Genomic DNA, 15,074 nt, shown 5'->3' on the forward strand with positions numbered 1-15,074 from the left:
AGCAGCCGCCATGAGCCGTGCCGAGACCGCCGTCCCCGCCGCTTCGCCGATCAACGACGTGATCACCATCGGCCGCGTCGGCGTCGACCTCTACCCGCTGCAGGACGGCGTGGGCCTCGAGGACGTCGAGACCTTCGGCAAGTACCTCGGCGGGAGCGCGGCCAACGTGGCCGTCGCGGCCGCCCGGCACGGCAGGTCCGCCGCGCTCATCTCGCGCGTGGGCGACGACCCGTTCGGCCGCTACGTCACGCGGGAGCTCGAGCGGCTCGGCGTCTCCGCCGCCTTCGTGCCCCCGGTCGACGACCTGCCCACGCCCGTCACCTTCTGCGAGATCTTCCCGCCGGACGACTTCCCCCTCTACTTCTACCGTCGGCCGAAGGCGCCCGACCTCTGCATCGAGGCCGACGCGCTCGACCGGGCGGCGATACGGGACGCGCGCGTCTACTGGTCCACCGTCACCGGCCTCAGCGAGGAGCCGAGCCGCTCCGCGCACCACGCCGCGTGGGCCGCCCGCGCGCGACGCCCGCTCACGGTGCTCGACCTCGACTACCGGCCCATGTTCTGGGCATCGCCCGCCGACGCCACCCGCGAGGTCGGCCGCGCGCTGGAGCACGTGACGGTCGCCGTCGGCAACCGCGAGGAGTGCGAGATCGCGGTGGGGGAGACGGATCCGCTCCGTGCCGCCGACGCGCTGCTCGACCGCGGCGTCGAGCTCGCCATCGTCAAGCAGGGCCCGAAGGGCGTGCTCGCGAGGACCCGCGACGAGACCGTCGAGGTGCCGCCGTACCCGGTCGAGGTCGTCAACGGGCTCGGCGCGGGCGACGGCTTCGGCGGCGCGCTCGTGCACGGGCTGCTCGCCGGGTGGGACCTGGAGCGGATCCTGCGCTTCGCGAACGTGGCGGGCGCCCTCGTCGCGTCGCGGCGCGAGTGCTCGACCGCCATGCCCACGACGGCCGAGGTCGAGGCCGTGCTGGAGCGGATCCGATGACCGCGGCCGACGCGTCCCGGGCGCCCGCCGAGGCGCTCCGCGCGGGCGACCTCCCCGGCGCGTTCCAGGCCCTCCGCGACCTGCGCGCCACGGATCCGGACGCCGTCGCCCGGGCGCTCGCCGGCCGCGTCCGCCGCCCGCTGATCCGCGACGACGGCCGCCTGCTCATCGTCGCCGCCGACCACCCCGCCCGCGGCGCCCTCGGCGTGGGCGACGACCCGATGGCCCTCGCCGACCGCTACGAGCTGCTCGCGGGCCTCGCCACCGCCCTCACGCGCGACGGCGTCGACGGCGTGCTCGGCACGCCCGACATCGTCGACGACCTCGCGCTCCTCGGCCTCCTCGACGACAAGATCGTGGTCGGATCCATGAACCGCGGCGGCCTGCGCGGCGCCGTCTTCGAGATGGACGACCGGTTCACGGCCTACGACGTCGACGGGATCGTGCGCGACGGCCTCGACTTCGCCAAGACGCTCGTGCGCATCGCCCTCGGCGACGCCGGCACGGCCGCGACCCTCGAGGCCAACGCCCGCGCGGTCGACGCCGCCGTGCGCGCCGGCCTGCCGATCATGCTCGAGCCCTTCCTGAGCGCGTGGCACGACGGCCGCATCGTCAACGACCTGTCGGCCGACGCCGTCATCACGTCCATCGCCATCGCCTCGGGCCTCGGCTCCTCGTCCGCCCGCACGTGGATGAAGCTGCCGGTCGTCGACGACATGGCCCGCGTCATGGCCGCCACGACCCTGCCCACGCTCCTGCTCGGCGGCGACCCGCAAGGCGCGAGCGAGGACACCTGGGCCGGCTGGGAGCACGCGCTCGACCTCCCGGGCGTCCGCGGCCTCGTCGTCGGCCGCACGCTGATCCACCCGGCCGACGGCGACGTCGCCCGCGCGGTCGACCAGGCCGTCGACCTCGTGCACGGCCGCGCCCGCTCCTGACCCGAAGACCGATCCGACCCGCTCGCCCCACGCCGACCGCCAGAGGACACCATGACCGACACCGCCCCGCTCCCCGTCGTCCCGCACTGGATCGACGGCGCCCGCTCGCCCTCGACCTCCGGCCGCACCGCCCCTGTCTACGACCCCGCGCGCGGCGTCGTCACGAAGGAGGTCGCCCTCGCGGACGCCGCCGAGATCGAGCGCGCCGTCGCGTCGGCGCACGCCGCGTTCCCCGCCTGGCGCGACCTCTCGCTCGCGAAGCGGCAGGCGATCCTCTTCCGCTTCCGCGAGCTGCTGGAGGCGGAGAAGGGGGAGCTGGCGGAGATCATCACGTCGGAGCACGGCAAGGTCGTGAGCGACGCGCTCGGCGAGATCACGCGCGGCCAGGAGGTCGTGGAGTTCGCGACCGGCCTCGCGCACCACCTCAAGGGCGAGTACTCGGAGCAGGTCTCCACGGGCGTCGACGTGTACTCCACGAAGCAGCCGCTCGGCGTCGTCGGGATCATCTCGCCGTTCAACTTCCCGGCCATGGTGCCGATGTGGTTCTTCCCCATCGCGATCGCGGCCGGCAACACGGTGATCCTGAAGCCCAGCGAGAAGGACCCGAGCGCCGCGATCTGGATCGCCGAGCTCTGGAAGCGCGCCGGCCTCCCCGACGGCGTCTTCACGGTGCTGAACGGCGACAAGGAGGCGGTGGACGGGCTGCTCACGCACCCGGACGTGCGCGCGATCTCGTTCGTCGGATCCACGCCCATCGCCCAGTACGTCTACGAGACGGGCACGAAGCACGGCAAGCGCGTGCAGGCCCTCGGCGGCGCCAAGAACCACATGCTCGTGCTGCCCGACGCCGACCTCGACCTCGTCGCCGACTCCGCCGTCAACGCGGGCTTCGGCTCGGCGGGCGAGCGCTGCATGGCGATCTCCGTGGTCGTCGCGGTCGAGCCCGTCGCCGACGCGCTCATCGAGCGGATCGCGTCGCGCATGTCCGGCCTCCGGGTGGGCGACGGCCGCCGGGGCTGCGACATGGGCCCGCTCGTGACCGAGGCGCACCGCGACAAGGTCGCCTCCTACGTCGCGATCGCGGAGGAGGACGGCGCGCGGATCGTCGTCGACGGCCGCGGCATCGAGGTCGACGGCGAGGCCGACGGCTTCTGGCTCGGCCCGACCCTCATCGACGAGCTGCCCACGAGCTCGCGCGCGTACACCGAGGAGATCTTCGGACCCGTGCTCGGCGTCGTGCGCGTGCGCTCCTACGAGGAGGGGGTCGCGCTGATCAACGCGGGCGCGTTCGGCAACGGCACGGCGATCTTCACGAACGACGGCGGGGCAGCGCGCCGCTTCCAGAACGAGGTGCAGGTCGGCATGATCGGCATCAACGTGCCCATCCCGGTGCCCGTCGCCACGTTCTCGTTCGGCGGCTGGCGCTCCAGCCTCTTCGGCGACACCAAGGCCCACGGGGCAGAGGGCGTGCGCTTCTTCACGCAGGCCAAGGCCATCACCAGCCGGTGGCTCGACCCGTCGCACGGCGGCGTCGACCTCGGCTTCCCGCAGAACTGATCCACGACCCGCACCACCCGGCACCCATGACGACGACGGAGACGAGCATGACGACGAACGAGTGGCTGCACCCCCGCGGGAGCCTCGGCCGGGACGGCTGGGAGACGGTGGTCGACGGATCCCTGCCGGCGTGGGAGCACACGGGCCTCCGGGTCGCGGTGCTCGCCGACGGCGAGGAGCTGGCGCTGCCCGCCGCGGGCGTCGAGCGCATGGTCGTGCCGCTCGCGGGATCCTTCGCCGTGCGGCACCGCGAGGGCGACGGCGAGGAGCGCGTCACCGACCTCGCCGGCCGCGCCTCGGTCTTCGCCGGGCCGACGGACGTGCTCTACCTGTCGTGCGACGCGAGCGCGGTCCTCACCGGATCCGGCCGCGTGGCCGTCGCCGAGTCACCCGCCACCCGGCACGTGCCGAGCCGCCGGATCGCCCGCGAGGACGTGCCCGTCGAGCTCCGCGGCGCCGGCCGGTCGAGCCGCCAGGTGCACAACTTCGGCACGCCCGGCACGCCCGGATCCCTCGACGCCGAGCGCCTCATCGTCTGCGAGGTCGTGACCCCGGCCGAGAACTGGTCGAGCTATCCCGCGCACAAGCACGACGAGGAGAGGCCGGGGGAGGAGTCGGAGCTGGAGGAGGTCTACTACTTCGAGACCGCCGTCGGGAAGGGCCTCCAGGCGCCGGCCGACGCGGATCCGTTCGGCCTGTTCCACACGTCCTCGTCGCCCGCGGGCGAGATCGCCATCGACGCGGTCGTGCGCACGGGCGACGTCGCGCTCGTGCCCTACGGCTACCACGGGCCCGCGGTGGCGGCGCCGGGCTACGACCTCTACTACCTCAACGTGATGGCGGGGCCGGGCGCCGACCGCGCCTGGCTCATCAGCGACCACCCCGCCCACGGCTGGATCCGCGGCACCTGGGCCGGGCAGGAGATCGACCCGCGCCTGCCGTTCACCGCCGACGACGCGCCCCACCCGGAGGACCCCACCCCATGACCGAGCCCACCACCCGCATGACCGTCAGCCAGGCGCTCGTCGCGTTCCTCGCCAACCAATGGACGGTCGACGGCGACCACCGCGAGCGCACCATCCCCGGCGTCTTCGGGATCTTCGGCCACGGCAACGTCGCCGGGATCGGCCAGGCGCTCATGCAGGCCAATGCGCAGGACCCCGACCTCATGCCGTACCACCAGGCCCGCAACGAGCAGGCGATGGTGCACCAGTCGGTCGGCTTCGCGCGCATGCACCGGCGGCTCGCGACGTACGCGAGCGCCGCGTCGGTCGGGCCCGGAGCCGCCAACATGCTCACGGGCGCGGCCCTCGCGACGGCGAACCGGCTGCCGGCGCTGCTCCTGCCAAGCGACACCTTCGCGACCCGGGTGGCGGATCCGGTGCTGCAGCAGCTCGAGCACCCGCACGACACCGGGATCAGCGTGAACGACGCGTTCCGCCCGCTGTCCCGCTTCTTCGACCGCGTGCAGCGGCCCGAGCAGCTGTACTCGATCGCGCTCGCGGCCATGCGCGTGCTCATCGACCCGGCCGAGACCGGCGCCGTGACCATCGCGCTGCCCGAGGACGTGCAGGCGGAGGCGCTCGACGTGCCGCTCGCGTTCCTCGCGCCGCGCGAGTGGCACCTGCGCCGGCCGCTGCCCGAGCGCGGGCCGCTCTCCCGCGCGGTGCAGGCGATCCGCGACGCGCGCACGCCGCTCATCGTGGCGGGCGGCGGCGTGATCTACTCCGGCGCCGAGCAGGCGCTGCTCCGCTTCGCCGAGTCCACCGGGATCCCCGTCGGCACGACGCAGGCCGGCGGCGGCGCGCTCGTCTGGGACCACCCGCAGTACCTGGGCGGCATCGGCGCCACCGGATCCACCGCCGCGAACCGCCTCGCCGCCGAGGCGGACGTGGTGATCGGCATCGGCACGCGCTACTCCGACTTCACGACCGCGAGCCGCACGGCGTTCCAGCGGCCGGACGTGACCTTCGTGAACGTCAACGTCGCCGCGTTCGACGCCTACAAGCACGGCACGCAGCTGCCCGTGGTCGCCGACGCGCGCGAGACCCTCGAGGCGCTGACCGACGCGCTCGCCGGCACGCGCGTCGACGCCGCGTACGCGGACCGCATCGCCCGCGAGAAGCGCGAGTGGGACGCGCTCGTCGACCGCGCGCTCGCGCCCACGGGCGGCGCGCTGCCCGGGCAGCCCGAGATCATCGGCGCGGTGCAGGCCGCGAGCGACCCGCGCGACGTCGTCGTGCAGGCGGCCGGATCCCTGCCCGGCGACCTCCACAAGCTCTGGCGCGTGCGCGACGCGCTCGGGTACCACGTGGAGTACGCGTTCTCGTGCATGGGATACGAGATCCCCGGCGGTCTCGGCGTGAAGCGCGGGGCGGAGGCGCTCGGCGACGACCGCGACGTGATCGTCATGGTCGGCGACGGCTCGTACCTCATGCTGCACACGGAGCTCGTGACCGCGGTGGCCGAGGGGATCAAGATCATCGTCGTGGTGATCCAGAACCACGGCTACGCGTCCATCGGCCACCTCTCCGAGACGGTCGGCACCGAGCGCTTCGGCACGCGCTACCGCCAGCTCGACCCGGCGACGCGGGCCTTCGAGGGCCGCGAGCCGCTGCCCGTCGACCTCGCGGCGAACGCGCGCAGCTACGGCGTCGACGTGATCGAGGTCCCGCCCGGACCCGACGCCGCGCGCGACCTCGGCGATGCCGTGCGCCGCGCGAAGGCGTCCGACCGCACCACCGTGATCCACGTGGAGAGCGACCCGCTCGTCTACGGCCCCGACGGCGAGGGCTGGTGGGACGTGCCCGTGCCCGGCGTCTCCGAGATGCCGTCGACGCAGGCGGCGCACGCCGACTACGTGGACCGGAAGAGGGCGCAGCGGCCGCTGCTCGGCTGACGCGGGATCGGGCTCCGGAGCGACCCGGGCGCCAGGATGCTATTTCCTATAGGATCTTGACCCCGGGCATCCGGGACCCGACGACCGCGATGGAGCAGCATGCCGGACACACCCGCGACGACACCCGAGCCGGCGTTCACCGCCGCGGACTGGCCCATCGCCACCTGCCTGCACGGCTTCGCGACGGTCGGCCGCGACGGCGTCGCCCTGCACGACGCCGACACCGCGGTGTGGGACCGCATGTTCGCCGACATCGCGCGCGAGGGCTTCACCCTCGCGGAGCTCGCCGACAGCCACATCCGGCCCGCGGACCTCGACCCGTCCCGCCGCGACGAGCTCGTCGCCGTCGCCCGAGGCCACGGCGTCGGCATCCCGTCCGTGCACCTGCAGCGGCAGAGCGTGATCATGCCCGGACACGAGGAGCGCAACCTCGCCTACGCGCATCGGACCATCGACGCGATCGCCGAGATGGGCATGGAGGTCTTCTCGACCGGGCTGCACCAGCCGTTCAGCGACGCCCAGCGGAAGGCGCTGTGGTTCTGGACCGCCGAGGGCCCGAAGGACCCCGACGATCCGGAGGTGTGGGACGCCGCCGTCACGCGGCTCCGGGAGCTCGGTCGGCACGCCGCCGACCTCGGCCTCCGGATGGCGCTCGAGATGTACGAGGACACCTACCTCGGCACGGCCGACAGCGCCGTGCGGCTCGTGGAGGAGATCGGCCTCGACAACGTCGGCCTCAACCCCGACGTCGCGAACCTCATCCGCCTCCACCGCCCGGTCGAGAGCTGGCGCGAGCTGTACGCGAAGACGCTGCCGTACGCGAACTACTGGCACGTGAAGAACTACATGCGCGACGAGGCGGCCGACGGCAGCTGGGCCACGAGCGTGCCCACGACCATGAGGGCCGGCCTCATCGACTACCGGCAGGTCATCCGCGACGCCGTCGAGCTCGGCTTCGACGGGATCATCCTCACCGAGCAGTACGGCGGCGACAGCCTCGGCGTCTGCGCGGAGAACCGCGACTACATCCGCACCCTGCTCCCGCAGGGCGCACGAGGGGAAGGGGCGTCATGAGCGACGCGCAGAGCACGCCGAAGGACATCGCCATCGTCGGATCCGGCTACATGGGCGGCGGCATCGCGCAGGTGCTCGCGCTCGCGGGCGCCCGCGTGCGCATCGCCGACATCTCGGAGGAGATCGCGGTCGCGAACCACGCGCGCCTCATCGCGGAGGCGGAGCGGTTCGTCGCGGACGGCCTGTTCCCGGCGGACGCCGTGGAGCGGATCCGGGCGGCCGTGACGCCCGCCGCGTCCATCGAGGAGGCCGTCGCCGACGCCGACCTCATCGAGGAGGCCGTGCCGGAGAAGCTCGAGATCAAGCACGCGACGCTCGCGCGGATCTCGGCGGCCGCGCGGCCCGACGCGATCATCGGGTCCAACACCTCGAGCATCCTCATCGGCTCGCTCGCCGAGGCCGTCACGAACCCGGAGCGGTTCCTCGGCGTGCACTTCTCGAACCCGGCGCCGTTCATCCCGGGCGTCGAGCTGATCCCGCACGCGGGCACCGACGAGTCCGCGATCCGGGCCGCCGAGGCGCTCGTCGCGTCGACCGGCAAGGAGACCGCGCGCGTCACGGACTCCACGGGCTTCGTGCTCAACCGCCTCCAGTACGCGCTCTTCCACGAGGCGACGCAGATCGTGGAGGAGGGCATCGCGACCCCGGAGGACATCGACACGATCGTCCGCACGACCTTCGGCTTCCGCCTGCCGGTCTTCGGCCCGTTCGCGATCGCGGACATGGCCGGCCTCGACGTGTACGCGTTCTGCTACGCGTCGCTCCAGACCCGCTGGCCCGAGCGCTTCGCGACGCCGGCGTCGCTGCAGGCGCATGTCGACGCGGGCGAGTACGGCACCAAGACCGGATCCGGCTACCTGGACGTGCCGGCCGAGCGCACCGAGGCGCTCGTCGCATACCGGAACAAGGCGTACGTGGCGATCAAGCAGCTGATGGACGAGCTGGGGCCGGCGCCGATCTAGGCGCCGGGGCCGGCGGTGCGGCCGCGCCTGCCGCGCGAGCCGTGCCAGGCGACGCGGACGTCAGCTCGCGGGTGCGTCGTCCGCGTCCCGCCGCGACCGCTCCCGCACCCGCTCGATGTGCGCGCGCATCGCGGCGGCCGCGGCCTCCGGGCCGTCGGCGACCGCGTCGATGATCGCGCGGTGCTCGTGCACGGCGTCGTCGGCGTCGTGCACGCCCGTGCGGAGGTTCTGCCGCATGCGGTGGACCCGCGTGGAGATCGCCTCGGACATGTCGAGGAGGAACGGGTTCGCCGTCGCCTCGAAGATGCGGTGGTGGAAGTCCCAGTCCACGACGAAGTACTCGCGGATGAGGCCCACCGGCATGTCCGCGGCGTCGTCGGAGGCGCGGATCCGCCGGGTCGTCTCCTCGTGCGCGGCGAGGGCCTCCTCGAGCGCGGGCACGAGGCGCGCGGGATCCGCGGCCGCCAGCGCCGTCGCCCCGCCCTCGAGCACGATCCGCGCGTCGAACAGCGCCTCGAGCTGCTCGCCCGCGATGGGCGGCGCCACGCGGTAGCCCTTGTGCGCCTCGCGCGCGACGAGCCCGGTGCGCTCCAGCTGCACCAGCGCCTCGCGGACGGGCGTCGGCGAGACGTGCAGGTCGCGCGCGATCTGGTCGATGGCGAGGCGGGCGCCGGGTTCGATCTCGGATCCGAGGAGCATGTCGAGCACGAGGTCGTAGACGCGGTCGCGGAGGCCCCGACGCGCGTGCATCGAGGAGGCGTCGAGCGGGAGGCCGGTGGTCACCAGGACAGTCTGCCGTCAGCGGGAGGCGCCGGGCGCCGGCCGGGCGGCGGCGCGGGCGTGCACCTCGTCGAGGATCGCCCGGACCGCCCGCGGGTCGTGCGCGAACCGGCCGAGGAACAGGCCGTCGACGCCGTCCCCGATGCGGGTGAGGAGCCCCGGCCCCGCGCTGCCGCCGTAGACGACCGCGGATCCCGGGTTCGCGTCGAGCGTCCGGACGTGCGCGCGCAGCTCCCGGCACACGGCCCGGATGTGCGCGTCCGACGCCGGCTCGGCCGCGCCGATGGCCCAGTACGGCTCGTACGCGACGACGATCCGCCCGCCGTGCCCCGCCTCCGCCGCGCGGGCGAGCGCGTCGTCGAGCTGCCGGACGCACTCGCGGGCTGCGTCGGCAGGGTCTCCGCGCCCCTCCTCGCCCACGCAGATCAGCGGCACGAGCCCGTTGCGGAGGGCCGCGTCCGCCTTCCGCCGCACGACCTCGTCCGTCTCGCCGAACAGGCGCCGCCGCTCGGCGTGCCCGACCTCGACGAACGCGCCGCCGAGCTCCCGGATCTGCCCGCCCGACACCTCGCCCGTGAAGGCGCCGGAGTCCTCGTCGGCGAGGTCCTGCGCGCCGACGGCGGCGACCCCGTCGAGGATCCCGAGGGCCGCCGGCACCGAGAGGTACGACGGCAGCACCACGAGCTCCGCCTCGCCGCCGGCGATCGCCGGGTGGGCGCGCGCCACGTCCGCGACGGCCTCGCACCACGCGACGGTCTCCGCGTGCCCGAGGTGCATCTTCAGGCTCACGCCGACGAGCGTCGACCGCGCGGCCGGCTGCGCGGGCACGGCCCTACTTCGCCTCGTACGCGCGGATCTCGTCGACCTTGTCGTTCGAGGCGCTCGCGGTGTCGAACTCGTACGTCAGCCACTCGCGCACGTTCCGGCGCGCGAGCTCCAGGCCCACGACGCGCTGGCCCATGCAGAGCACCTGCGCGTCGTTGGAGAGCACGCTGCGCTCCACCGAGTACGAGTCGTGCGCCGTGACGGCGCGGATCCCGGCGACCTTGTTCGCCGCGATCGCGACGCCGAGGCCCGTGCCGCACACGAGGACGGCCCGGTCGGCCTCGCCGCGCGCGATCATCTCCGCGGCCGTGGTCGCGACCGTCGGGTAGTTGGCGTGGCCGTCCGCGTCGACGCCCACGTCGACGACCGACGCCACGAGGTCGCTCGCCTCGAGGTCCGCCTTGATGGCCTCCTTGTGGTCGTAGCCCGCGTCGTCCGATCCAACGACGATCCGCCATGTCCTGCTCATGCGCTCCTCCTCCTGGTGGTCCTGCTGTTGTCGGTGGTCCTGCTGCGGTGCCGGCGACGACCGGATCCGGCCGCTCAGCCGTCGGCGAGCACGCGGCGGACCGCGGCCGCGATCAGCGCGAGCGAGATCGCGCCGGGGTCCGGCGTGCCGACCGAGCGCTCGCCGTGGGAGCGCGCGCGGCCGATGCCGGGCCTCATCGCGGCCGTCGCGTCCGCCGCCTCCCGGGCCGCGGCGCTCGCGGCGGCCCACGCGTCGTCGAGCGCCGCGCCGGATCCGACCCGCTCGGCGAGCGCGTCGGCGAACGGCACGAGCGCGTCGACCATGGTCTTGTCGCCGAGGGCCGCCTTGCCGTGGCCCATGACCGCGTCGCGGGCGGCGCCGATCCCGGCGCTCACCGCCTCCGCGGTCGCGGGGGCCTCGCCGTCGTCCTCGAGCGCGTCGCCGACGGCCCGGAGGATCAGTCCCCAGAGCGCGCCGGACGTGCCGCCGCCCTTGTCCGACCAGGCGTCGCCCGCGATCCGGAGCGCGGTGCGCGCGCCGGCGCCCGCCTCGACGGCCGCGGTCGCCCGGGCGGAGGCCGCGCGGGCCCCGCGGAGCATGCCGATGCCGTGGTCGCCGTCGCCCGCGACCGCGTCGAGGCGGCCGAGCTCGTCGGCGTGCTCCTCCACGGTGGCGCGCACGGCGTCGAGCGCGCCGGCGATCCGCGCGGCCGCCCGCCGCGACGCCGCGGACGCGTCCGGGATGGCGTCCTCCGCCTCGTCGGCCTCCCGCGCGTCCACCGTCTTGAGCGCGGATCCGTCGAACGCGCCGCTGCGGAACGCCGGGGTGTCGGCGGGCGCCGTCCACAGCCGCTCGAGCTCCTCGTCGAGCCAGAACAGGGTGAGGGAGGCGCCGGCCATGTCGAAGCTGGTGCAGAACTCGCCGACCTGCGGATCCACGAGCACGACGCCCGCCTCCTCCAGCAGGTCGGCGACGCGCGTGTAGACGACGAAGAGCTCCTCGGTCTTCACCGAGCCGAGGCCGTTGAGCACGGGCACGACGCGGGCGCCGCGCACCTCCACGCCCTCCGGGACCTCGGCCGCGGCGAGCAGGTGCTCGACGAACAGCTCGGCCAGGCCGTCGGCTGACGGGATGTCGGTCTCGTCGATGCCGGGCTCGCCGTGGATCCCGAGGCCGACCGCCATGCGCCCCTCGGGCACCGAGAACAGCGGCTCGTCGGCGCCGGGCAGCGTGCATCCGGTGAAGGCGACGCCCATGGACCGGGTGCGCGCGTTGGCGAGGCGGGCGACGCGCTCGGCGTCGTCGAGGTCGTAGCCCGCGGCGGCCGCGGCGCCCGCGGCCTTGAACACCGTGAGGTCGCCCGCGATGCCGCGGCGCTTGGCCTGCTCGTCGGGGGAGGCGCTGAAGATGTCGTCCGTCACGACGACCGTGCGGCAGTCGATCCCGTCACCACGCACGCGCTCCTGCGCCTCGTCGAAGTGCAGCACGTCGCCCGCGTAGTTGCCGTAGAGGAGGAGCGCGCCGCGGCCCTGCTCGCTGGAGCGGATCACCGACTCCACCTGGTGCGACGACGGCGACGCGAACAGGTTGCCCATCGCGGCGCCGTGCGCGAGGCCCGGGCCGACGAGGCCGCCGAACGCGGGGTAGTGCCCGGATCCGCCGCCGATGACCACGGCCACCTCGGCCTCGGCCGAGCGCGTCGAGCGGGAGACGCCGCCGTGCACGCGGCGCACCCAGCGGCCGTTGGCGCGGACGAAGCCGTCCGTCATGTCGTCCGCGAACTCCGCGGGTTCGTTCCACAGTCGGGTCATCCGTGCAGTCCTCCTCGTCGAGCACGCGAACGTTCCGAGGAGATCCTATAGGATATTGGATCCGGCGAGGAGGGTGGATCAGCCGCCCGACGTGCTCGTGCGCAGCGCCTCGGCCGCCACCTCGCGGAGGCGGCGCGAGGTCCGCCGGGCCTCGCCGCGCAGGACCGCGAAGGCCTCGTCGACGGAGATGCCCATCCGCTGCGCCACCGCGCCCTTCGCCTGCTCGATCACGACGCGGCTGTCGAGCGCGTGCTGCAGCTGGTCGCTGAGGAGCTGGCTGCGGTCGAGCGCGTGGTGCTGCAGCACGCTGAGGGTCGCGAGGTCGGCCAGCGTCTGGACGAGGGCCGCCTCCCGATCGCTGAGCGCGCCCGGCTCGGTGGAGAAGAGGCAGAGCGATCCGAGGGTGCGGCCGCGCAGCCGCATCGGCGTCGCGTGCACGGCGCGGAACCCGCGCGCCTCGGCGATGCGGGAGAAGCGCGGCCACTCCTCGAGGCGGTCGTCGAGGTCCGCGACCTCGACCGCCTCGCCGTGGCGCACGCAGTCGAGGCAGGGGCCCTCGTCGGTGCCGAGCTGCGCCTCCTCGACGTCGGCCGCGCGCTCGCTCGTCGAGGCGACGACGTGCAGCTGCCCTGCCGCGTCCGCGAGGACGATGCCGGCCTCCACCGCAGAGGTGTGCCGGATGCTGGCGCTGACGAGGTCGGCCAGGGCATCCAGGATGTCGGACTCGGCGAGGCTGTCGGCCAGCGCGCGGAAGACGTCGTCGGGGTCGCTCACCCCGTCCACGTTAGGCCGGGAGCGCGGCGATGGGGAGGGGGCGATGCGTCACGACGCCTCGTCGCAGGCGGCGAGGATCGCGTTCGGACCGGCGGAGGCCGCGTCGTCGTCCTCCTGCAGGCGCGCCGCGTCGAGGATCCGGACCGCCTCCGCCGCCGTGACGGTCCACGTGAGCGTGGCCGTGACGGTCGCCGTGTCCTCCGGGCCCACGCCCGTGCCCGTGAAGTCGACGCGCACGTCGCGGGTCTCGCGGCTGAGCACGTGCGCCTCGCCGACCTCGTCGAGGATCCGGTCGTCGTCGTAGGGCAGGTTGGTGATGGCCATGGCGGCCCTTCCGATCGGGGTGCGGGTCTGCCGGACGCGGCGCGTCAGGAGGCGGGGGAGTGGTCCGGGGTCGGTCCGGGCTCGCGGACGAGGTGCAGGCCGGCGGACGTGTTCGCCGCGAGCATCATCGCCTCCACCCACGCCATGTTGATGGAGGGCGCGCGGCCTCCCAGGTAGACGAACTCCAACGGGATCTCGGGGGCGATCCAGACCGTGCGGCGGCCGTCGCCCTCGGAGGCCGGGTTCTTCCAGGAGAACGCGAACGCCTCCTTCCGCCGGAGCTTGTTGAGGATCACGATCTGCAGGTGGGCGAGCGCGCGGTCGTCCATCTCGGTGCGGGTGTGGGAGTCGTAGACGAGGTGTCCCATGTCCGGCTCTCCTTCGGGTGCGGAGCAGCGGGCCCGTCCCGCGTGCGCGCCGTCCGTGTGCCGGGCATCGGGCGGGAGCCGTCGGGACCGGGTGCGCGGCGAGCGCACGTGGAGCGGCTCGAAGGCGTGGATCGAGCCTAGCGACGCGCCGCGCGCGCGGCTGCATCCGGTTCGGGCCCGTGACTTCGCGCCGTCCGATCCGGGCGCCCGGGGAGTCCGGGACGACGCGGGGGCGGCGTCGTCCCGGACTCGGACCGCGGCGTCATCCGGGTACGCCGCGGGCCGGTGCGCGCGACCGTCGGCCCTCCGAGGAGGGGCGGTCGCGTCCACCGATTCGGGTTCGTGCGGGTCCACGATCCTGATGCCGACGGTAGTGCGATGTCACGTGCTCCTGCCGGCTCCGACCTGACCCTTGACTCGCGGATTCCGGATCTGCTAGCTCGATCCGTCCGCTGCCGCCGGGCGACCCGGGGACCGGATGCGGCCTCGGCCGCGGTCGCGCCTACCGGTCGACGAGCGTGATCTCGAACGCGTAGAGGTCCGGCCGGTAGCAGTGCTGGCCGTGCTCGACCGCGCGGCCCGAGCTGTCGAACGCCGTGCGCGACATGGTGAGCACGGCGCCGCCGCGGGGCAGGTCGAGCAGGCGGCCCTCGGAGGCGGTGGCCGCGCGGGCGCCGATGCGCTGCTTGGCGACGCGCATGATCACGCCGCGGCCGCGCAGCAGCTGGTACAGGCCGTGGGTGGCGAGCTCCGCGGGATCCAGGTCGATGAACGGCTCGGGGAGCACGTTGTCGAGGATCGCGAGCGGCACGCCGTCGGCCGTGCGCAGCCGCGTGAGGTGCAGCACGGGGCTGCCGACCGCGACGCCCAGCGCCTCCGCGACGCGCTCGTCGGCCTCGCCGCGCGAGGAGGACAGCAGCTGGGTGGCGGGCGCCTGGCCCTGCCGCTCGAGGTCCTCGTAGAGGCTCGTGAGCTCGACGTTGCGGGTGACGCGGCCGTGCACGACCTGCGTGCCGATGCCGCGGCGTCGGACGAGGAGGCCCTTGTCGACGAGGTCCTGGATGGCCCGGCGGATGGTCGGCCGCGAGAGCCCGAGCCGGGCCCCGAGCGCGATCTCGTTCTCGAGCCGGGCGCCCGCGGGGAGCGTGCCGTCGTGGATCGCCGTCTCCAGCAGGTTGGCCACCTGGTAGTAGAGGGGGACCGGACCCGCGCGGTCGAGCGCCAGGAACAGGTCGGGGGGCAGGATCTGCTCCGGTTGCGTCATCCGGATCGCTCCCTCGGTGTCAGGTCAACGCCTCATCCTGG

At 74.2% G+C, this 15,074-nt stretch carries 15 protein-coding genes; 7 read left to right on the forward strand and 8 right to left on the reverse strand.

The features are described 5' to 3' along the window. Positions 1 to 10 precede the first annotated feature (10 nt). The 7 genes from iolC (at position 11) to FGG90_RS15120 (ending at position 8,418) form a co-directional block, all read left to right on the forward strand. Positions 11 to 988: a 5-dehydro-2-deoxygluconokinase gene (gene iolC, locus FGG90_RS15090; protein WP_094126253.1), complete on the forward strand. Its 978-nt coding sequence runs from the start codon at positions 11 to 13 to the stop codon at positions 986 to 988. Beyond that, complete coding sequence (locus FGG90_RS15095; RefSeq protein WP_094126252.1) at positions 985 to 1,926, forward strand: Cgl0159 family (beta/alpha)8-fold protein; 942 nt, start codon at positions 985 to 987, stop codon at positions 1,924 to 1,926. The genes iolC and FGG90_RS15095 overlap by 4 nt, the downstream gene beginning before the upstream one ends. Before the next feature lie 51 nt (positions 1,927 to 1,977). Continuing rightward, positions 1,978 to 3,483 (forward strand): CoA-acylating methylmalonate-semialdehyde dehydrogenase, encoded by a 1,506-nt coding sequence (locus FGG90_RS15100; protein WP_094126251.1) that lies wholly within the window; start codon positions 1,978 to 1,980, stop codon positions 3,481 to 3,483. 47 nt (positions 3,484 to 3,530) lie between these two features. Continuing rightward, the gene (iolB, locus tag FGG90_RS15105; RefSeq protein WP_094131178.1) at positions 3,531 to 4,469 is read left to right on the forward strand and encodes a 5-deoxy-glucuronate isomerase; all 939 of its coding nucleotides are present in this window, start codon (positions 3,531 to 3,533) and stop codon (positions 4,467 to 4,469) included. After that, entirely contained in the window at positions 4,466 to 6,382 is a 1,917-nt protein-coding gene (iolD, locus tag FGG90_RS15110) for a 3D-(3,5/4)-trihydroxycyclohexane-1,2-dione acylhydrolase (decyclizing) (RefSeq protein WP_094126250.1), read from the forward strand. The genes iolB and iolD overlap by 4 nt, the downstream gene beginning before the upstream one ends. Positions 6,383 to 6,481: 99 nt before the next feature. Further along, positions 6,482 to 7,456: a sugar phosphate isomerase/epimerase family protein gene (locus tag FGG90_RS15115; protein WP_094126249.1), complete on the forward strand. Its 975-nt coding sequence runs from the start codon at positions 6,482 to 6,484 to the stop codon at positions 7,454 to 7,456. Further along, positions 7,453 to 8,418, forward strand: coding sequence for a 3-hydroxyacyl-CoA dehydrogenase family protein (locus tag FGG90_RS15120; RefSeq protein WP_094126248.1), 966 nt, complete (start codon positions 7,453 to 7,455; stop codon positions 8,416 to 8,418). Before FGG90_RS15115 ends, FGG90_RS15120 begins: the two co-directional genes overlap by 4 nt. Before the next feature lie 60 nt (positions 8,419 to 8,478). On the opposite strand, the gene FGG90_RS15125 is transcribed toward FGG90_RS15120, so the two are convergent. The 8 genes from FGG90_RS15125 to FGG90_RS15160 all read right to left on the reverse strand — a co-directional run bounded on the left by FGG90_RS15125 (position 8,479) and on the right by FGG90_RS15160 (position 15,033). Further along, entirely contained in the window at positions 8,479 to 9,201 is a 723-nt protein-coding gene (locus FGG90_RS15125; RefSeq protein ID WP_237583462.1) for a GntR family transcriptional regulator, read from the reverse strand. Between the two features lie 15 nt (positions 9,202 to 9,216). Next, positions 9,217 to 9,975, reverse strand: a complete 759-nt coding sequence (locus FGG90_RS15130; RefSeq protein WP_210433079.1) for a triose-phosphate isomerase family protein — start codon at positions 9,973 to 9,975, stop codon at positions 9,217 to 9,219. 55 nt (positions 9,976 to 10,030) lie between these two features. Next, positions 10,031 to 10,492: a ribose-5-phosphate isomerase gene (locus FGG90_RS15135; protein WP_094126246.1), complete on the reverse strand. Its 462-nt coding sequence runs from the start codon at positions 10,490 to 10,492 to the stop codon at positions 10,031 to 10,033. Between the two features lie 74 nt (positions 10,493 to 10,566). Next, on the reverse strand, positions 10,567 to 12,303 hold the full coding sequence (locus FGG90_RS15140; RefSeq protein ID WP_094126245.1) for a dihydroxyacetone kinase family protein: 1,737 nt from the start codon (positions 12,301 to 12,303) through the stop codon (positions 10,567 to 10,569). A gap of 78 nt (positions 12,304 to 12,381) precedes the next feature. Next, complete coding sequence (locus tag FGG90_RS15145) at positions 12,382 to 13,077, reverse strand: GAF and ANTAR domain-containing protein (protein WP_133065118.1); 696 nt, start codon at positions 13,075 to 13,077, stop codon at positions 12,382 to 12,384. A gap of 48 nt (positions 13,078 to 13,125) precedes the next feature. Then, positions 13,126 to 13,401 carry a hypothetical protein gene (locus FGG90_RS15150; protein WP_210433007.1) on the reverse strand — a complete coding sequence of 92 codons (276 nt, stop codon included), beginning with the start codon at positions 13,399 to 13,401 and terminating at the stop codon, positions 13,126 to 13,128. A 44-nt stretch (positions 13,402 to 13,445) separates the two neighbouring features. Further along, the gene (locus tag FGG90_RS15155; protein WP_094126243.1) at positions 13,446 to 13,769 is read right to left on the reverse strand and encodes a DUF7882 family protein; all 324 of its coding nucleotides are present in this window, start codon (positions 13,767 to 13,769) and stop codon (positions 13,446 to 13,448) included. A gap of 502 nt (positions 13,770 to 14,271) precedes the next feature. Further along, on the reverse strand, positions 14,272 to 15,033 hold the full coding sequence (locus FGG90_RS15160) for a GntR family transcriptional regulator (RefSeq protein ID WP_094126242.1): 762 nt from the start codon (positions 15,031 to 15,033) through the stop codon (positions 14,272 to 14,274). Positions 15,034 to 15,074 lie beyond the last annotated feature (41 nt).

Origin of the sequence: Clavibacter michiganensis subsp. tessellarius (genome assembly GCF_021922985.1) — a bacterium.
GTDB classification, from domain to species: Bacteria; Actinomycetota; Actinomycetes; order Actinomycetales; family Microbacteriaceae; genus Clavibacter; species Clavibacter tessellarius.